This is a genomic window from Bacillus cereus group sp. MYBK139-1 (genome assembly GCF_051916915.1).
GTDB lineage: Bacteria > Bacillota > Bacilli > Bacillales > Bacillaceae_G > Bacillus_A > Bacillus_A pacificus.
Genome location: NZ_JBQAHO010000003.1, coordinates 490,478 through 510,852, shown reverse-complemented (window position 1 = coordinate 510,852; position 20,375 = coordinate 490,478). Strand labels below are relative to the sequence as shown.

The window sequence follows — 20,375 nt, the reverse complement described above, 5'->3', positions numbered from 1 at the left end:
TATATATTGAAAGAAAAGAGCTAGAAGATGAATAATAAGTTTGTGAAAGGCGCTGCGATTTTAACGATTACAACGTTTCTATCGAAAGTGTTGGGAAGTTTTTTTCAAATCCCATTACAAAATATAGCAGGAGATGAAGTACTGGGGATTTTTCGCCTTGTTTTTCCTGTGTATATGATAGCTTTAACTTTATCGGTAGCGGGAGTACCGCTAGCTATATCAAAATTAATCGCTGAACTTCATGAGAAGAATGACGTGAATGGAATTGCCAAACTATTTACTTCAGCATCTATTATTGGAGTAATATTTGGAGTGCTTGGATTTTCAGTTATTATGATTGGATCAAGTATGTTTGCAAATATGCTTGGTGGACAAGATACGAGGCTTCCATTAATTGTCACTTCGTTTGCGTTATTAATCGCACCATATATGGCGGTATATCGAGGATATTTCCAAGGTTTTGGAGATATGATTCCTACCGGGGTGTCACAAGTAATTGAGCAGTTCATTCGTGTTTTCTTTATGTTAGCAATTGCATTTTTATTTGTATATTGGAATAAAGAGAGTGATGTTGTAACAGGCGGCGCAATGATTGGTTCTTGCCTTGGAGTAATTACTTCACTTATTTATTTGAGAATGAAGTATGTAAAAAGTATATATTGTTATAAAAGTAATACATATTCACTACAAGATTTTAAAGATAATGCAAAAAAGATACTTCAGGTCTCGATTCCAATTGCAGTTGGAGCATTATCGATGCCGGTGTTAAATTTAGTTGATTCTGTAACGATTCCACATATGTTGCATGAATCCACTACAACGATTCAAGAACAATTTGGTATATATAGTCGTGGATTTGCGTTTACACAATTAATTGTCGTGTTTGCAAGTGCGATGGTATTTCCGTTAATCCCGTTGTTAACTGCTGCATTAACAAAGAAAGATAGAGCGTTAGCAAAACAAACAATTGAACGGACAAATGAGCTTGCTCATGTTTTAACAACGCCGATAACAATCTGGCTCATGGCACTTACAATCCCGTTAAATGTTGGATTGTTTACAGATGCGAAAGGGAGCGGAATGTTAGCTATTTTAATTGGTAGTTCGTATTTTACGTCACTTATGGTATTATCAATAGGAATTTTGCAAGGAATTAACCGTTCTAAGCAAGCGGCGTGGATAGTTGTTGGAGCGAGTTTTGTAAAAGTCATATTAAATATAGTACTTGTAAGTCAATTTGGCATAACTGGTGCAGCTTATAGTACACTTATCATATATATCATGATTTGTATCGTAAACTATATATACATTCGAAAAGAATTGGCTTATTCGATTCACATGGGGAGATTTTTTGCTGTAATTGGGGTATCTAGTATAGTAGGTATAGGATTATATTTCACATCTACTTTCATAAATGTGGTAGATTCTAGACTTATTGCAATACTATATAGTGGTGTAGCGTTTTGTGTGGCCTTGTTCATATATGGCATATGCGCATTAAAGTTGAACTGGATATCCAAAAAGCAAATCCCATTTTTACGTAAGTAAATGAGTCCATAAATGAGTATGGCTATTTGTATGTTTGTGAAAGAAATCAATTTAAAGTTATCCAACTTTTCTTATTAAAGAGTTGATAGCGATTTGTTGAATGACAAAAAGTTGATTGCGAAATGTTGGAGGAGATTAAGAGTGCGGTTAGTTTTATCAGGATATTATGGTTTTTATAATGTTGGGGACGAAGCAATTTTGCAATCAATTATTAAAGCGCTACATGAAGAGGATCCTACTCTTGAGCTTGTTGTACTTTCGAATGACCCCGACTATACAAGGAAAATGTACGGTGTAGAGGCAGTAAATCGCTGGGATATAAGAGCAATTTATAAAGAAATAAAGAGAAGTAATGGCTTAATTAGCGGAGGGGGAAGCCTCCTTCAAGATAAAACGAGTATTAAAAGTATTTTGTACTATACAGGTATTATGCGAATTGCTCGTTTTTTGAAGAAGCCGTATTATATCTATGCGCAAGGAATTGGTCCAATTACGAAAAGACAAAATCGTTTATTAGTGAAATGGCAAGTATCAAAAGCGGAATATATATCAGTACGTGATGAAGATTCATTTTTGTATTTAAAAGAAATTGGTATTAAGAAGGATATCGAACTAGTTCCAGATCCAGTATTGGCATGTCAACCAGAAGGAATAAAGTCCGAGTGGTTGCAAAAACATTCGATTCAAGGGAAAGTAATTGCAGTTAGTGTGAGGTATTGGGACGCGAAAGAAGATTATATGAAGAAGCTAGCAGATACGCTGAAAAAATTTAAGCGTGATGGATACCATATTTTATTCGTACCAATGCATGGACCATTTGATCAAAATGCATCACGCGATATTATTAATTTAATGGGAGAAGAAGCTCATATGCTTCCGTATAAGCTCGATATTCATGAGAAAATTGCAATTTTGTCGGAATGTTCGCTTCTAATCGGTATGAGACTTCATGCGCTCATACTATCTGCGGTCGCTAATATTCCTATGGTCGGTATTTCATATGATCCAAAGATCGATTCATTTTTACAACAAGTAAATCAGCCGATTATCGGAAATGTAGATGGTGATTGGACGTCTGAAACTTTGCATAATGTCGCAACGAAGCAATTAGAACAAAAAGAATATGTACAAGAAACATTGGAACAAAGAGTAGAAGAATTACGAGAGCAAATTTCAACAGCGTCTCGATACATCATAAGTGACTTGAATTCAAAAGAGTTCAAAAAAAGAGGAATGGGATCTTAATTTAAGAGGACATCCTCTTTTTTATTTTTTGAAAAAAGAAAATGTCGAAAGAAAAAATAAATTTGTAGAAAAATGTCGAATTACGTAAGTGATTGTAAACGTATGCTCATAAAAAAAGAAGTTTGAGAGATAAGATGTATGTTTAAAAATCTTAACATTAATATATATTGAATGTAGGTACTTAGCGTTTTATTTAGTAAATGATAAAAAATAGGTATGGTAATTTTGGAAAATCTGATGGTAATAAAAATGTCGAATCATAGAAAAATAAGTTGTCGATTAATGTCGTAATATCTCTATAGTTAGATGTTGTAATTGGAAAGCTTTTTCTGTTATAGTTGTAAATGGTTATAAGAAGTTTGTTATAAATGTAATTCCGACGCGTTTTTCTATTCGTTTAAAATATTCTGATTTTTAGATCTGGATCCTTTAAAATGAAAGTCGAAAAAACGATCGTTTAGAATTGTGAAAATTCACTTTTTTGTCGAATTTAAGGTTTTAAATTAGATGAAAAGGGTGTATGATTTCTTTATGATTCTGTAATACAGGATATTCTATTATTCTGTAAAAAGAATACTTTAACCACATTTATATCTACTAGTTTCAAAAATAAATAGAATATCTATTTAAAACAGTATGGAACTAGTATTACATTCCTAAGGAGGAAATATATAAAATGGCAAAGACTAACTCTTACAAAAAAGTAATCGCTGGCACAATGACAGCAGCAATGGTAGCAGGTGTTGTTTCTCCAGTAGCAGCAGCAGGTAAAACATTCCCAGACGTTCAACCAGGTTCTTGGAGTGCAGAATACATTGATTATTTAGTAGCAAAAAAAGCAATCGAAGGTAAGCCAGACGGAACATTCGCTCCAACTGAAGCAATCGATCGTGCTTCTGCTGCGAAAATCATGGCAATTACATTAGGTTTAGAAGTTAAAGATGGCGCAAAACCATCTTTCAAAGATGCTCAAGATTCATGGGCTGCTAAATATATCGCAGCTGTTGAAAAAGCTGGTGTAATTCAAGGTGATGGAACTGGTAACTTCAATCCAAGCAATCAAATTAACCGTGCTTCTATGGCATCAATGATTGTAAAAGCATACAAATTAGAAGATAAAGTAAGCGGAGAATTAGAAACTAAATTCTCTGATTTAGAAAAACACTGGGGTAAAAAAGATGCTAACATCTTAGTTGCTCTAGATATCACTAATGGTACTGGTAATGGTTGGGAGCCAGATAAATCTGTAACTCGTGCAGAAGCTGCTAAATTCATTGCTAAGACTGACATGCAGTTCGGACAAAAAGCAGAAGCTAAAGTTGAGTCTATTAAAGAAATCAACGCTAAAGAGATCGAAGTTAAATTTGGTACTGAAGTTAAAGATGTAACTGCTGCAAACTTTGCAGTTGTAGAAGGTTCAAAAGAACTTGATATTGAAAAAGTTGAGTTAAGCAAAGATAAAAAATCAGCAACTATTACATTAAAAAATGCACTTGTAAATAAACAAGCTTATGTTGCACATGTTAAAGATGTTAAATCTGTAGATGGAAAAGACATTCCAAAAGCATTAGAAGTAATCTTCTTTAACGATGAACTAGCTCCAACTGTATCTACAGTATCTACTCCAGACGGAAATGTTAAAGTTGTATTCAGTGAAAAATTAAGCAAAGATGCAGTTACTGTTGTTATTAACGGTAAGGAATTCACAGCTACGCCTGAAGAGAATACTGTTACATTAACAAAAGCTGATGTTGCATCTGTAGTTAAAAACGGTGAAGCATTTAACGTAATCGTAACTGGCGCTAAAGATTTAGTTGGTAACGCAATGGAAATGTACGAAGGTAAAGCTACTTACAAAGTAGAAAAAGATGTTACAGCTCCAGAAGTTAAAGATATTAAAGTGAAAGAACTTGTTGATGGTGTAGCTACATTAGAAGTTACATTCTCAGAAGAGCTTTCTGCACAAGGTAAAGTAGTAGTTAAAAAAGGTGATAAAGTAGTAGAGGGTGCTACAATTGCTCTTGATCAAGATACTACAAAAGCACTTGTTACAGTACCAGGAGCCCTTACGGACAAAGAAACAGCTGCAAACCTTAAAGTTGAATTTGTTGGATACAAAGATGCAGCTAACAACGTAGGTACTAAAGTAACAAAAGAAGTAAAAGTTACAAAAGATGTTGTAGCTCCTAACTTGGTAAAAGTTGTAGCTGATGAAAATAAAGCAGCAACATTTACTTTCGATAAAGAAGTAAATGCACAAGAAGGAAAACTTCGTGTAATTAATTTAGATACAAGTAAAGATGTAACTAAAGAAGTAGCTGTTGCTTCAGTTGAGGATAACAAAAAAGCTATCACTTTAACATTCCAAGAAAAGGGTAACTATAAAGTTGCTGCTACAAAAGGATTTGTAAAAGATACAGCTGGTAATGAATCTGCAGCATTTACTAAAGAAGTAAAAGTTGTAGAGAAAAAAGAAGAAGGTAAAAAAGATGAAGTAGCACCAAAAGCAACTAAAGTTGAGCGTGTTGCTGATAGCAAAACTAAGTTTACAGTAACATTTGATAAAGAAGTAAAAGGTGGCCAAGGCGCTGACTCAGCTTCTAATGTAAACAACTACACTTTAGCTGGTGCTAAATTACCAGAAGGTACTTTAATCGTTGTTAATGCTGATGGAAAATCAGTAACAATTGAATTACCAGAAACATTCACTTTTGAAAAATCAGAAACAGTGAAATTCACAGTAGCTAACGTTGCAAATAAAGACGGAGTAAAAATGGGTACAACAAACTTATTAGTAAATGTTGTAGACACAAAAGCTCCTGAATTCAAATCAGCTAAAATTACAAAAGTTGATGCTAAAGAAATCACTTTAACATTCTCTGAAGCTGTAAACGTTGATGCAACTGACTTTGTAATTGACCTAAACGGTGTAGTATTAACTGCGACAAAAGCTGATGAAACAGCTGAAGCTTCTAAAGAAGTAGTTCTTAAAGTAACAGCTCCAGCAGATGTTAACTTAGCAACTGGTACAGTAACAGTTAAAGCTAAAGAAGTTGAAGGTAAAGTAGTTTTAAATACAACTGACATTGAAAACAACAAACTTGTTGCTTTCAAACCTGTAACAGCAACTCGCTAATTGAAATTTATTTCAATGAAAAGAGTCCACAATGTGTGGGCTCTTTTTTTGTCTAATTTTTTATATAAAAAGAGCTCTGAAAAGTAGAACGTATTTTGCAGATTAATAGTTAGCTTTATTGAGAAACAAAGCGAAAGCGCTTTCGAAAATAGAAGAACACCTCATTAATATGTAAATTATTTGTAAATTGACACCTTTTTTTGTTAAAAAATCATTCGAAAAGAAGAAAATAATGTCGAAATGAAATAGTTTCAGTCGAATATAGTCTGAAAATTGTATTTGTTGTAAAAAATATTTAGGTGATGAAGTGGAAATATGTGCTATAATTCCAATTGTGTATTCGATATGAAAAATATACGAAGCGCAGTGAGAGTGGTTTATAGGAAAACAGTTTATTCATTTCTATATTTAAACATTATCAATATCCTAATAGTACGATTAAAAGACTGAATTATCAGAATGTGTCGAATATTCTTTTGATAAAGTTCTTGATAACGAATGGTTTTGTATAGTATGATGAAATTGTTTCAGGAAATGGTATTTAAACCTTATATTTACATCTAACGGTTTGTATCATTTTTTATGTGAACTACTTTTCATTATAGTGTTTTTGTTTATGTTTTTATTGTTTTATGGCTTTTCTATCTAGCTAGTTTTCAAATTTAATATGATATGAAACTAGTAGCATATTCCTGAAGGAGGAAATTTATAAAATGGCAAAGACTAACTCTTACAAAAAAGTAATCGCAGGTACAATGACAGCAGCAATGGTAGCAGGTGTTGTTTCTCCAGTAGCAGCAGCAGGTAAATCGTTCCCAGACGTTCCAGCTAATCATTGGGGATTAGAATCTATCAATTATTTAGTAGATAAAGGTGCAATCGAAGGTAAGCCAGATGGTACATACGCTCCAGCTGAAGAAATTGATCGTGCTTCTGCTGCGAAAATTATGGCAATTACATTAGGCTTAAAAGTTGAAGAGGGTGCACAACCATCTTTCAAAGATGCTAAAAATCACTGGGCTTCAAAATACATTGCAGCGGTTGAAAAAGCGGGTGTAGTTAGAGGAGATGGAAAAGAAAACTTCTCTCCAGATAAAAAGATTGACCGTGCTTCTTTCGCTTCTATGATCGTAGGTGCTTATAACTTAAAAGATAAAGTTAACGGCGAGTTAGTTACAAAATTTGAAGATTTATTAGATCATTGGGGTGAAGAAAAAGCTAACATCCTAATCCACCTTGGACTTTCTGAAGGAACAGGAGGAAATAAGTGGGAGCCAAATAAATCTGTATCTCGTGCAGAAGCAGCTAAATTTATCGCAGTAGCAGATAAAAAGTATGGCAAAAAAGATAATGCACAAGCGTATGTAACGGATGTGAAAGTTTCAGAGCCAACGAAATTAACATTAACAGGTACTGGTTTAGAAAAACTTTCTGCTGATGATGTAACTCTTGAAGGAGACAAAGCTGTTGCAATCGAAGCAAGTGCTGACGGTACTTCTGCAACTGTAACACTTGGTGGTAAAGTTGCTCCAAATAAAAACCTTACTGTAAAAGTGAAAAATCAATCATTCGTAACGAAATTTGTATACGAAGTGAAAAAATTAGCAGTAGAAAAACTTACATTTGATGATGATCGTGCTGGTCAAGCAGTTGTCTTCAAATTAAATGACGAAAAAGGTAACGCTGATGTTGAATACTTAAACTTAGCAGACCATGATGTCAAATTTGTAGCAAATAACTTAGACGGTTCACCAGCAGAAATTTTTGAGGGTGGAAAGTCAACTTCTTCTACAGGTAAACTTGGTGTTGGCCTTTCGCATGGTGATTATAAAGTAGAGGTTCAAGTTACAAAACGCGGTGGTTTAACTGTTTCTAACACTGGTATTATTACAGTGAAAAACCTTGATACACCAGCTTCTGCAATTAAGAGTACTGTATTTGCGGTAGATGCAGATAAAAACGGTGTAGTATACGGTAATAAATTGACTGGAAAAGACTTCAAACTAAACAGCCAAACGTTAGTAGTTGGCGAAAAAGCACAAATCCATAACGTAGTTGCTACAATTGCTGGAGAAGATAAAGTAGTTGATCCAAACTCAATTAGCATTAAATCTTCAAATCACGGTATTATCTCTGTAGTAAACAACTACATTACAGCTGAAGCTGCTGGTGAAGCTACACTTACTATTAAAGTAGGCGACGTTACAAAAGATGTTAAATTTAAAGTAACGACTGATTCTCGTAAATTAGTATCAGTAAAAGCTAACCCAGATAAATTACAAGTTGTTCAAAACAAAACATTACCTGTTACATTCGTAACAACTGACCAATATGGCGATCCATTTGGTGCTAATACAGCTGCAATTAAAGAAGTTCTTCCGAAAACAGGTGTAGTTGCAGAAGGTGGATTAGATGTAGTAACGACTGACTCTGGTTCAATTGGTACAAAAACTATTGGTGTTACAGGTAAGGAAGTTGGAGAAGGTACAGTTCACTTCCAAAATGCTAATGGTGAAACTCTAGGTTCATTATATGTGAACGTAACAGAAGGTAACGTTGCATTCAAAAACTTCGAACTTGTATCTAAAGTAGGTCAATACGGTGCATCACCTGATACAAAACTTGACCTAAATGTTTCTGACACAGTTGCATATCAATTATCTAAGTACACTTCAGATCGCGTATACTCTGATCCTGAAAACTTAGAAGGTTATGTAGTTGATTCTAAAAATCCAGATGTAGCTGAAGCTAAGATTGTTGGAAATAAAGTTGTTGTTAAAGGCTTAAAACCAGGTAAAGTTGATATCCACTTAACGAAAAATGGTGCAACTGCTGGTAAAGCGACAGTTGAAATCGTTCAAGAGAAAATCGCTATTAAATCTGTAAACTTCAAACCAGTTCAAACAGAAAACTTTGTTGAGAAGAAAATCAACATCGGTACTGTATTAGAGCTTGAGAAGAGTAACCTTGATGATATCGTAAAAGGTATTAACTTAACGAAAGAAACACAACATAAAGTACGTGTTGTAAAATCTGGTGATGATCAAGGAAAACTTTACCTTGATACAAATGGTAATGCTCACTTCGACTTATCTGATCAAGAGCTTGGTTATGTAACAGTATCTCAAACAAGTGATTCTGCACTTCCAAACTTCAAGGCAGACCTTTATGATACTTTAACTACTAAGTACACTGATAAAGGTACATTAGTATTCAAAGTATTAGGTGAGAAAGATGTTCTAACAAGCGAAATCGGTTCACAAGCTGTACACGTGAACGTTCTTAACAACCCAAATCTATAAGTCGATTATAGATAAAGTAAAAAATCAGTGGGGATTCATCCCCGCTGATTTTTTACTAGAAAGAAGGCTCTTGTAAAAATACAACAGCCTTCTTTCTATTTCTTAAACTTAAACATATCCCCGCTCAAATTCGAATCACTATACACAAACAATACCATGTTAATGTTGTTGTCTTGAATGTATTGATATACATCTTTTTCGTGATAGTGACGCAAGTCGAGGATAGATGTGTGTTTGAAACTTTGTGCTAAGTGTGGCACGATTGCGTTTGCGAATGAGTCTTTTAGGATTAAGGCGCGTACTTCGTTTTGTGCATTGTTATTTTCGACGGCGATTTCTGGATAGTCGTCCGTGTAATAACCTGCGTATGATGTTGTATCTTTTTGTTTTTCTACGCCGTATATTTCATCTAAGTTTTGGTGAATAGTACCTTGCACATCTTTTGCGGTTACGCTTGTGAAGTTGAAACCGTCTTTCGGTGTGTAGTAGCACAATTTTTCACCATTGGCATCGATGAGCTGGTATAGCTGGTTGTTGAAGCTTCCGATTAAATGTTTATTTTGCGCACATGTACGAGTGTAGTCTTCTTTTTTTATTTCTTTTCCTTTATATATAGAAGATTGTTGCCCGATTGTGTTCATTATATATTGGTAACCTAAGAAGGCACCGTCCATATTCCAATGATGATCTGTTTTGAAATACATGTCTTGTATTTCTTCGTTTGTATAGTTCTGTTTAAAGTGTTCCATAAGTTTTATTGGCTTTACGTCTGCTGGAAGCTTGTTTAGAAAGTAATTTAAATTTTCCTGTGCATATGTGTGAATATGAGAAGGTAATTTAAATGATAATGCATTCGTTTTTGACGGTGGTAAAGCAAAGTAAAACTCAACGTTTTGTTCTTTTAAAAACTGAGACAAATCGTTTATAGCAGGCATGGATTGGTCAATTTCATTATATTTTTTTGTCCACGCCGGGTTTTTCAGGAGCCATTTATCATCAGTTAAAATAATGTCGTTAATGAGAGATTTGCCCATATTAATTTGAGCAATTGTATAGTTTTTAATAAGCTCATCTCGTCCGATTAGTTGATCATTTGTGTATGTTTCGACATCTTTAAAGAAGCTACCAGTTAGGAGAGCTTCTTTCGTAAGTGCTGGTTTTTGAGCGAGCGGCCGATTTTCAACTGGTGAAATGTCTCGGTCTGTTTTGAGTAACGATAATATGCCAAATGAAAAGATAATGGTGAGAAAACCGATAAACAGGATGAGGTTCCCCAATTTTTTCATAATAACTTTTCCTTCCTACATCAGTTAAAACCTGAAATAAATAAATGGATTATATGTTGAGTTAATCAAGTACATAACCGAAATCATAAATAATGTTAGTAATAATATAGGACGTACAAATTGCATTGTGAACATATACGTTTTTGGTGCAAGTTCTAGTATATTGTTCATTCTTTTTAAAATTGGTGTCGCTGCGATAAAGGCAATGAGAAATACGATAATGTATTCATGTACGTATAACATCGTATTGTCATCGATGAAAGATTGGCCGCTTATGCCGAACATCGCTTTTAAATATTGGAACGAGTAAGCGAAGTTGTCAGCTCGGAAGAAGACCCAACCGATCATAACGATTAGTAATACGTATGCATGTTGCAGCGGCTTCCATAGTTTGTTTAATATTTTTTCGAATCCAGCTTTTTCAATTGAAATAATAAAGCCGTAATATAAGCCCCAGGCGATAAATGTCCAGCTCGCCCCGTGCCATAAACCAGTTAACCCCCATACGATGAAAAGGTTACGATAATTCGCTAGTTTTGAAACGCGGTTTCCGCCGAGCGGGATATATATGTAATCGCGGAACCAAGAGCCGAGTGTAATATGCCATCTTCTCCAAAACTCTGAAATAGATTTAGAGATGTACGGATAGTTGAAGTTTTTCGGGAAATCAAATCCGAACATTTTTCCAAGTCCGATTGCCATATCAGAGTATCCTGAGAAATCGAAATAAATTTGCAGGGTATAGGCGATAATACCAATCCATGCCGTTCCAACACTCATTTCAGATGGTGGTAAGGCAAAGATTTTATCAGCGACAAATCCAACTTGGTTAGCGATTAATATCTTTTTTGCTAGTCCGAGAACGAAAATTTGAATACCTTCTGTGAATCGTTTAAAAGAATGGATGCGCGTTTTAATTTGCTCAGCGACAATATTGTAACGAACAATTGGTCCGGCAATAAGCTGAGGAAAAATAGAGATATATAGCGCTAAGTTAAGTGGGTTTTTTTGAACATCCCCATCTTTACGGTATATATCGATGACATAGGACATCGCTTGGAATGTATAAAATGAAATTCCAATTGGTAGTGGAATAGGTTCCACATGAATAGATAAGTGCAATACGTTGTTTAAAATGTCTGTGAAAAATGAAATATACTTAAAATAAGAAAGTAATAGTATATTTCCGACTACAGCCATAATTAAAAATGTGACTTTCATATTTTTTCGTTTATCATAATGATGCACGAGTAGGCCGAAGCAGTAGTTTAATACGATGGAAAAGAGCATTAAAAGAACGAAACGTGGTTCGCCCCATGCATAGAAAATTAAACTAAATGCAAGTAATACGAAATTACGTAGCTCGGCACGCACTATAAAATAGAGAAATAATACGAGAGGTAAAAAGATAAATAAGAAAATCGAACTACTAAATACCAAAGGACTCTCCTCACTTTTTCGAAATACATTTCGTAAAAAACCGACATATCTATTATATATTCTTTTTTATAATAGCGCCTTTAATATTTTAGCATGTTAATAATTCGATTAAAATAATTATTCCATATAAACGGTTTCTAATTTCATACGTAAAAAAAGCGGACAATTAAGTGTTTTTTTGCTGAATATGGAGGCGATAAAGGGTTGCAATAAGAAAGAAGCAGCATCCAAATAGATGCTGCTTCTTTCTTATTCTATTTCTAAATCAACAATTAAGTAGGCGAGTATAACGATGAAAAAAATGCTAACAGATGGCGCTGTTAATACGTGACCAGACATAAAGCCAATGCCAAGTGATAGGATGAGTGTACTAGTTAATAGCATATATTTTACAGTTATAATTTTCTTAAAGTTTGTGATCATACGGATGAATAGTTTAATACCGAAGTATAGAAGTGGTATTAAGTAAATAAGGAAACCGATAATTCCAAAGGCGAAAAATAGGTCATGGAAGTCCATTTCAATTAATTTAATTTTAACTGTGTAGTTACCAGCGTAACCCATTCCAAAAAGTTTTTGTGAGAGCGGTGCTTCTTTATAGTATTGTTTGTATACTTTTAAGAATTTGTCCCGATCACTATAAATTAAACTCTTCACTTCAGAGTCTGTTAGTTCACCTTTTGCGTGTTTTTTTGCATCCTTTGGATCTTCTTTAATTACTTTTCCTTCTTTTTTATCTTGTTCTTCTTGTACTGATTTTTTGTATTCGTATATTTGCATGTGGATTCCCATATTTTTTGCGATAGGAGTATGCGGTGTAAGAACAATTAAACCTCCTAGTACAACTGCTGCAACGATGGTGTTTACAAGATATGTGAATCCTTTTTTTTCTTTTTTACGGTTTATCATATATTCAATGAACGAGAAGAAAAGTGCTACGCCTAATGTTAGCACAATTGCACCATATCCAACTTTTGTTCCGACCATAATACTTGCATACATCGCAAGTATTGTTGGAATCCAGTAATATATTTTCGAGAAAGAAGTTGTTTTATAAATCGAATATAAGACAACGATTGGGAACATAATCGCAAAGAGAGCACTTAAATCATTTCCAGCAAAGAACCAACCTCTTGAGCCAATTTTTGAGTGAGGATAGCTTGGGAAATCAGTGCCAGTTTGCATTGCGATAATCATTGTGATGCTTAAAATTAAAGTTGCATATAAGAAATATGTAATGATTTTATGAAACACATATTCTTTATTTTTTAGCTCTTTAAAGACGATAATATATCCAAACAGTAGCACAATTGGATATATGCTCTTTAAAATAAATTTAACTTCTTCTCCAAATGAAACTGGAGATTTAACCATCATATTATTTACAAGACCGATTGCCAGTGCAATTCCGAGTAAACATAAATAGAGAATGTACTTTTTCGCGCCTTGTTGTTTATGATGAAGAAGTAGATAACCTAATGCAAGAAGCATAAAGGCGAAACGGACTACGATTCCGACTGTTGCGCTCATGTGTAATACATAGATTGAAAAAGATGTTAATAAATCTAAAATTGGTTGAAACACGATGAATAGCAGTAGGAAATGCGGGAAGTAGTTATCCGTCTGTTTTAACTTAGTAACCATATGTTCCTCCATTTCTTCATTCCTTTATTTCAGCACCCCTCTATATAATAGGAAGGGGAATGAATTTCTATATTTAATTTTTATATCAGACTTAAGAATACACCATTTCATTGTAATGGTAAATAGATGAAGAGCCGGGATAAACCGACTTTAATTTCTATATTTTTCAACGAAATTGTATGTTTTATGCAAGGCGATATACAAATTACGAGATTATTAGACAGAAAATTAAGAAAAAAGAAGGGTTTTTCACATCCTTTCTATAATTATATAAGTATAATCTTTGTGTAGAAAAGAGGGGTATATATAATGGAAGTAACAAGTAAAACAGAATCTGTCATTGTGAAATATGAAGGGCACGTTGCAACGGTTATGGTCAATCGCCCAGAGGTGTTAAATGCATTAGATGAGCCAACGTTAAAAGAGCTATTACAAAAACTGAAAGAAGTAGCGGAGAGTTCTGCACACATTGTTGTATTATGCGGGAATGGCCGTGGTTTTTCTGCGGGTGGAGATATTAAATCGATGCTTTCAAGTAATGATGAAAGCAAGTTTGATGGTATTATGAATACTATTTCTGAAGTCGTTGTGACTTTATATACGATGCCGAAGCTTGTTATTAGTGCTATTCATGGACCAACTGCTGGTCTTGGATTAAGTATTGCACTAACAGCTGACTATGTGATGGCAGATATATCATCAATTATTGCGATGAACTTTATTGGAATCGCTTTAATTCCAGATGGTGGCGGCCATTTCTTCCTTCAAAAACGCGTTGGTGAAAATATGACGAAGCAAATTATTTGGGAAGGAAAGAAATTATCAGCGACAGAAGCGCTTGATATCGGTTTAATTGATGAAGTAATCGGCGAAGATTTCCAAACGGCTGTGAAGCAAAAAATTAGTGAATGGTCACAAAAGCCGATTAAAGCGATGGTTCAAACGAAGCAAATTTTATGTGAAGTAAATCGCTCCAATTTAGAACAAACGCTGCAACTTGAAAAACGCGGCCAATATGCGATGAGACAAACAGCGGATCATAAAGAAGGCATTGCTGCATTTTTAGAAAAACGTTTGCCAGCATTTAAAGGAGAATAAAGTGTAGTGGTAGTTTTACTGCCGGCTAATTTAGGATAAAGGGGAGAAAGTGCTAACACATTTTAGTATAATTGTGTTAGCACTTTTTTTAAGGAGTAATGAATGAAGAAATTGATTGGTGTTATCGTTATTATTTTACTTACATATTATGCTTTGCATAGTACACCATCTCTTGCGGTACGGACTGCACTATTCTTTGAAGGGCATCCAATTGTTGCTTTCTCAGGTGAAGTGGAGAAAGAACGGGATGTGAAAAAAGAAGCGATTCCTGATGAGTACCAAACCTTATATGGAGAGAAGAAAGAAGAACCAGAGCATTATTTCTTTCCGGCAGTAAGGGCGCACGGATCAGGAATTGATATGTTAAGTGCTTGTGTGAAAAAAGAGTGGTTATTTTATAAGGCAGAGCTCGGCTGCTATTAAACATAGGAGGATGAATGATGTCAGCATATAACAAGTTAGTAAGAGATCGTGTTCCAGAGAAAATCTTAATGTCTGGAAAAACATATACAGCACAAAAATTAACAGGACAAGCATACATACAAGCTTTGGCGAAAATTGGAACAGAAGAAATTCGTGAATTTGCTTCTATGAAAGAGCGTGAACATGCGCTTGATTCTCTTGCGGATGCACTGGAAGTAATCATATCATTAGCGCGTGCAGAAGGTGCAACAATTGAAGATGTAGAACGTCTTCGTAAGCAGAAAGAGATAGAGCGCGGTGGGTTTGAAAGAGGTATTTACTTGTTGGACGTTTCAGAAGAATAGATTTGTAGGGAAAGCATAGCGTTACTCATTAACGCTATGCTTTTTTGTTGCAATTAAGCTAATAATGAAGAAGATAGCTGTTAATACCCAGCCAATTGTAATAGAAGTAGTAGTATGAACTGCATAAGAAACTTGTAAACAAAGTAATGATGCTAGAAACCAAATGAGTGCAATGTGTACATATTTTTTTGATATATTCATATTGTATAACTCCTTTTATATACTAAAATGAATTTTACTATAATTTAGAAAATTAAGCTATATGAGTAGAGGATTTATAGTAAATTCGGTATACTAAATAATAGGAAAAATGAGGAGGAAATGATAATGGCACATCATGCGAAAGAAACGATGGAATTGATTAAGGAGCTTGTCTCTATTCCAAGTCCATCTGGAAATACAGAGAAAATTATTCGCTTTATTGAAAACTATGTAAGTGAGTGGAATGTAGAAACGAAGCGTAACAATAAAGGTGCTCTTATTTTAACGGTAAAAGGGAAAAATGATGCACAGCACCGTTTATTAACAGCACACGTTGATACGTTAGGTGCGATGGTAAAAGAAATTAAGCCAGATGGTCGTCTCAGTCTTTCTATGATTGGCGGATTTCGCTGGAACTCTGTAGAAGGAGAATATTGCGAAATTGAAACATCAAGTGGCAAGACGTATACAGGAACGATTTTAATGCATCAAACATCTGTACATGTATATAAAGATGCAGGTGAAGCGAAACGCGATGAGAAAAATATTGAGGTTCGTATTGATGAGCGCGTATTTTCAGCTGATGAAGTACGTGAATTAGGAATTGAAGTAGGAGACTTCGTTTCATTTGATCCACGCGTTCAAATTACAGAGAGTGGATACATAAAATCACGTCATTTAGATGACAAAGTAAGTGTTGCAATCCTATTAAAATTAATTAAGAGATTACAAGACGAAAACGTAACATTACCATATACAACTCATTTCTTAATTTCTAACAATGAAGAGATTGGATACGGTGGTAACTCTAACATTCCAGAAGAAACGGTTGAATATTTAGCGGTTGATATGGGAGCGCTAGGTGATGGACAAGCATCTGACGAGTATACAGTATCTATTTGTGCAAAAGACTCTAGTGGTCCGTATCATTATGCACTACGTAAACATTTAGTAGAGCTTGCGAAAACGAACAATATTGAATATAAAGTAGATATTTATCCGTACTATGGATCGGATGCATCAGCTGCGATTCGCGCTGGATTTGATGTGAAGCATGCATTAATTGGAGCAGGTATTGATTCTTCTCATGCATTTGAGCGTACACATGAAAGTTCGATTGCTCATACAGAAGCACTTGTTTATGCATATGTATTATCAGAGATGATTGCAGAATAAGAAAAGAAATAGGCTACCTCTAGTAGCCTATTTTTTGTTTGCAGAGAAATCGACTTTATTTAACAAAGAGTAAATTAATTGTAATTTATTTTACAATATTAAGAAAGTAGGTTTACTACATAATTCGAGTATTATAAAATAATAGAGGCGCACTAATTTTTTTTGTTCGGATTTTTCGAGATTTATATATTAAGATTACGCGTTATTAAAAGATGATTGTCGAGAGGAGTATTATTTTTTATGAAGTATCGTGCAGTCGCGGCAGGTATTTTAGCCGCAAGTTTATTATCGTCTCCAGTAAGTAGTTTCGCAGCAGCGAAGAAGTTTTCAGATGTTCCTTCATGGGCGCAAGAATCAGTTGATTATTTAGTAGGAAAAAAGGCGCTTGATGGAAAGCCAGATGGAACGTTTTCTCCATCTGAAGCAGTAGATAAAGGGTCAGCTGCAAAAATTTTAGCAGTCGTTCTTGGTTTACCAATTGATCCAAAAGCAAAACCATCTTTTAAAGATGCACAAAATCATTGGGCAGCTCCGTACATTGCTGCGGTGGAAAAAGCAGGTGTAATTAATGGGGATGGTACTGGTAAATTCAATCCATCAAGCCAAATTAACCGTGCATCTATGGCATCTATGTTAGTACAAGCATACTCATTAGATAAGAAAATTATTGGAGAACTTCCAACACAGTTTAAAGATTTGGAACCTCATTGGGGTAAGAAACAAGCTAATATTTTAGTAGCTTTAGAGATTTCTAAAGGTACGGGAAATGGCTGGGAGCCTGAAGGAACTGTAACTCGTGCAGAAGCAGCTCAGTTTATTGCGATGGCTGATCAAAATAAAACAGATACATCAAAAAGAATGTATATGAACAGAAACTTTATTACATATCATCAACCATCATTATCATCTGGTATTACTGATGTTCAGCATAAGCCACAAATGGTTGTAGTGAAAGAACAAAGAGCAGATGGCTGGTTAAAAATTGTAACAAGTAAAGGTGAGAAGTGGACACCTCTAACAGAAAAAACAGAAACGATTAATGAAGGATTTACTACTTATGAAACAGCTTCACATAGTTCTAAAGTGCTAGGTACATATAATGCACAAACAGTAACGGTTATGGAAGAGAGTGGAAGCTGGATTCGTATCCGCGTAGGCGCTGGTTTCCAATGGGTTGATAAAAATCAATTAAACCCAGTAAAACAAGAGAACTTCTTAGAAGGTAAAGCAATTATTATTGATCCAGGTCACGGTGGAATTGACTCGGGTAATGTTGGTTATTATGAGAAAGAAAGTGAAACTGTATTAGATGTATCATTACGATTAAAGAAAATATTTGAGCAAAAAGCACCATTTACTGTTATGTTCACTCGTACAGATAATACACGTCCAGGAGTAGACTCAACAGATTCATTGAAAAAACGAGTAGAGTTTGCACAGGAACATAATGGAGATATTTTTGTAAGTATTCATGCTAATGGCTCTCAATATAAAAATGGACAAGGTACAGAAACATTATATTATCAGTCAGCAAGAGCAAAAGTAACGAATCCGCATGTAGAAGACAGTAAGTTATTAGCACAAAAAATTCAAGATCGTCTTGTAGCAGCACTTGGAACAAAAGATCGTGGTATAAAACATCAGGACTTATACGTAACTAGAGAAAATACAATGCCAGCTGTATTAACAGAATTAGCATTTGTAGATAATAAAAGTGATGCAGATAAAATTGCTACACCAAAACAGAGACAAGCTGCAGCGGAAGCGATTTATCAAGGTATTTTAGATTATTACGAAGCGAAGGGTAATAACGTATCTTCTTTCCGTTAATACATCAAAAGAGATTGCTAATAGGCAGTCTCTTTTATTTATTAACGTTTCTCTTTATTTCAGGCATGTGATATCATTTAATTTTATCCGACTTTAATGGGCAGTAAGACCCCCACCTCAAAATTCAGCGAAAGCAGAGGAGTTAGGTAGGGAATCAACTGCCCATAAAAGTCCGATTGGTGAGGGCTGATTAAAGTTTCACTTTATACGAAACATTATTGTAATTATAACGATATAGAGGATGATAATAGATTGAATAATCATAGTAAAACACCTGCATGTATATACACGTATGCATTTCGCGAGGAGGAGCGTGCTTTATGTTACTTGGAAATGCGCTCGTTCTTTGGAATGGAGTCCCACGTTAATATTTTGAAAAGTGATGTCAAAATTGACCCAAGTAGAAGTGCGTTTATAAAAGAGCGCGTTGAGGTTATGTATGAAGGGGACGACTTAGAAAGTATTTTGAAACAAGTAGAACAAATTGATTTGGCAGGGGCGACATTCAAAGTTATCTTCGTTAAAATTAATGACCTTGTTGGAGAGAATAAAATCGAATATGGGGAAAGACGTCTTATCGAGCGAGATCTCGGCATGCATATTGAAGGAGAAGCGGATGTTCGTAATCCAGAGCGTGTATTCGGGATTGTTCCTCTTGGAGGACGCTGGTACTTCGGGCACTATGTAGAAAGTGAACCAGTTTGGTATCACCACATAAAAAAACCGCATAGCTATTCGACATCTCTTAGTACACGTGTTGCGAGATCGGTTGCAAATATTGCGGTGCCAAATCCAGATGGAGTACGTGCAATTGACCCATGCTGTGGTATTGGAACAGTAGTAGTAGAAGCACTTTCTATGGGGATTAACATCGTTGGTAGAGATATAAATCCACTTGTAGTTCTTGGAACGAGAAAAAATATCGCGCATTTCGGGTTTGAAGGAACAGTAACAAAAGGTCCAATCGAGGAAATTGCTGAGAACTACGACGTTGCAATTATCGATATGCCGTATGACTTATTTACGCACGCAACACCAGAAGACCAGCTCTCCATTCTTTCAAGCGCGCGTCGTATTGCTAAAAAAGTAGTCGTTGTCACAATGGAAACGATGGACGACATGATCCATGAAGCAGGATTTGAAATTATAGATCGCTGCATTACAAGAAAAGGATCATTTACTAGACAAATTCTTGTTTGTGAATAAGGAAGAAAGGTCACCCGTTTGGGTGACCTTTTTTTGCTTTGTATGAATGTGTGATTGGTTGGTGGTGTAGATAGATGAATTGGCGGAATTTGTCGATAAGTCGATATTCCATGTCGAATCGTCGATAAATTTAAAAAATCGCCGATATATTGTGTTGAATCGCTGATATATTCCGAGAATCGCCGATATCGTTACATTAGAATGTTACTGTTCTTTTAATTTCTCTTGTTGTGCAATGAGTAAATTACGTAAGACGTGTCCGCGGTAACTTTCTAGTTTTCTTCCTTCATGATAGCGAACACCTAATTTTTTTAGTTCAGCTACGTACCAGCCTTTTGTTCCGTAATACATGGGATCACTTCCTTTTTGCTTTTGAACAGTATATGTTGGGGATGGAGGTAACTTTCCATTGAAAATAATAAGCCTGGCTGTATCAAGTGTTTCCATAAAATGGATTATGGATTGTGTATAAAAAAATAGACAGTACTGTATGCTT

15 protein-coding genes are annotated in these 20,375 nt (G+C 35.0%); 10 read left to right on the top strand and 5 right to left on the bottom strand.

What is annotated here, in order from left to right:
• Positions 1-27: 27 nt before the first annotated feature.
• The 4 genes from ACTFRS_RS19680 (at position 28) to ACTFRS_RS19665 (ending at position 9,231) form a co-directional block, all read left to right on the top strand.
• Positions 28-1,548, top strand: a complete 1,521-nt coding sequence (locus ACTFRS_RS19680) for a putative polysaccharide biosynthesis protein (protein WP_440023337.1) — start codon at positions 28-30, stop codon at positions 1,546-1,548.
• A gap of 141 nt (positions 1,549-1,689) precedes the next feature.
• On the top strand, positions 1,690-2,793 hold the full coding sequence (gene csaB, locus ACTFRS_RS19675; protein ID WP_098229159.1) for a polysaccharide pyruvyl transferase CsaB: 1,104 nt from the start codon (positions 1,690-1,692) through the stop codon (positions 2,791-2,793).
• A 676-nt stretch (positions 2,794-3,469) separates the two neighbouring features.
• Positions 3,470-5,929: an S-layer homology domain-containing protein gene (locus ACTFRS_RS19670; RefSeq protein WP_440023339.1), complete on the top strand. Its 2,460-nt coding sequence runs from the start codon at positions 3,470-3,472 to the stop codon at positions 5,927-5,929.
• A gap of 713 nt (positions 5,930-6,642) precedes the next feature.
• Positions 6,643-9,231 (top strand): S-layer homology domain-containing protein, encoded by a 2,589-nt coding sequence (locus ACTFRS_RS19665; protein ID WP_440023340.1) that lies wholly within the window; start codon positions 6,643-6,645, stop codon positions 9,229-9,231.
• A 95-nt stretch (positions 9,232-9,326) separates the two neighbouring features.
• On the opposite strand, the gene patB1 is transcribed toward ACTFRS_RS19665, so the two are convergent.
• From patB1 to ACTFRS_RS19650, 3 genes are all read right to left on the bottom strand, one after another.
• Positions 9,327-10,517: a secondary cell wall polysaccharide O-acetyltransferase PatB1 gene (patB1, locus tag ACTFRS_RS19660; RefSeq protein WP_440023342.1), complete on the bottom strand. Its 1,191-nt coding sequence runs from the start codon at positions 10,515-10,517 to the stop codon at positions 9,327-9,329.
• A 24-nt stretch (positions 10,518-10,541) separates the two neighbouring features.
• Positions 10,542-11,957, bottom strand: coding sequence for an MBOAT family O-acyltransferase (locus tag ACTFRS_RS19655; RefSeq protein WP_440023344.1), 1,416 nt, complete (start codon positions 11,955-11,957; stop codon positions 10,542-10,544).
• Between the two features lie 249 nt (positions 11,958-12,206).
• A complete protein-coding gene (locus tag ACTFRS_RS19650) occupies positions 12,207-13,601 on the bottom strand; it encodes an O-antigen ligase family protein (RefSeq protein WP_318160812.1) in 1,395 nt (464 codons plus the stop codon).
• A gap of 309 nt (positions 13,602-13,910) precedes the next feature.
• Between ACTFRS_RS19650 and ACTFRS_RS19645 the strand changes: the two genes are divergently transcribed.
• The 3 genes from ACTFRS_RS19645 (at position 13,911) to ACTFRS_RS19635 (ending at position 15,466) form a co-directional block, all read left to right on the top strand.
• Positions 13,911-14,699, top strand: coding sequence for an enoyl-CoA hydratase (locus tag ACTFRS_RS19645; protein WP_098667804.1), 789 nt, complete (start codon positions 13,911-13,913; stop codon positions 14,697-14,699).
• A 102-nt stretch (positions 14,700-14,801) separates the two neighbouring features.
• The gene (locus ACTFRS_RS19640) at positions 14,802-15,122 is read left to right on the top strand and encodes a hypothetical protein (RefSeq protein WP_076874481.1); all 321 of its coding nucleotides are present in this window, start codon (positions 14,802-14,804) and stop codon (positions 15,120-15,122) included.
• Positions 15,123-15,139: 17 nt separating this feature from the next.
• A complete protein-coding gene (locus ACTFRS_RS19635) occupies positions 15,140-15,466 on the top strand; it encodes a nucleoside triphosphate pyrophosphohydrolase (RefSeq protein WP_001277353.1) in 327 nt (108 codons plus the stop codon).
• Positions 15,467-15,487: 21 nt separating this feature from the next.
• On the opposite strand, the gene ACTFRS_RS19630 is transcribed toward ACTFRS_RS19635, so the two are convergent.
• Positions 15,488-15,667 carry a hypothetical protein gene (locus ACTFRS_RS19630; RefSeq protein WP_001995412.1) on the bottom strand — a complete coding sequence of 60 codons (180 nt, stop codon included), beginning with the start codon at positions 15,665-15,667 and terminating at the stop codon, positions 15,488-15,490.
• A 126-nt stretch (positions 15,668-15,793) separates the two neighbouring features.
• Here ACTFRS_RS19630 and ACTFRS_RS19625 point away from each other — a divergent pair, with 126 nt between their 5' ends.
• The 3 genes from ACTFRS_RS19625 to ACTFRS_RS19615 all read left to right on the top strand — a co-directional run bounded on the left by ACTFRS_RS19625 (position 15,794) and on the right by ACTFRS_RS19615 (position 19,879).
• Entirely contained in the window at positions 15,794-16,843 is a 1,050-nt protein-coding gene (locus tag ACTFRS_RS19625; RefSeq protein WP_000930036.1) for a M42 family metallopeptidase, read from the top strand.
• A gap of 240 nt (positions 16,844-17,083) precedes the next feature.
• Complete coding sequence (locus ACTFRS_RS19620; RefSeq protein WP_431085281.1) at positions 17,084-18,673, top strand: N-acetylmuramoyl-L-alanine amidase; 1,590 nt, start codon at positions 17,084-17,086, stop codon at positions 18,671-18,673.
• Between the two features lie 252 nt (positions 18,674-18,925).
• Positions 18,926-19,879 carry a TRM11 family SAM-dependent methyltransferase gene (locus ACTFRS_RS19615; protein WP_440023347.1) on the top strand — a complete coding sequence of 318 codons (954 nt, stop codon included), beginning with the start codon at positions 18,926-18,928 and terminating at the stop codon, positions 19,877-19,879.
• 204 nt (positions 19,880-20,083) lie between these two features.
• Here the strand turns inward: ACTFRS_RS19615 and ACTFRS_RS19610 are convergent, their stop codons facing one another.
• A complete protein-coding gene (locus ACTFRS_RS19610; protein WP_440023349.1) occupies positions 20,084-20,326 on the bottom strand; it encodes a YflJ family protein in 243 nt (80 codons plus the stop codon).
• Positions 20,327-20,375: the final 49 nt, after the last annotated feature.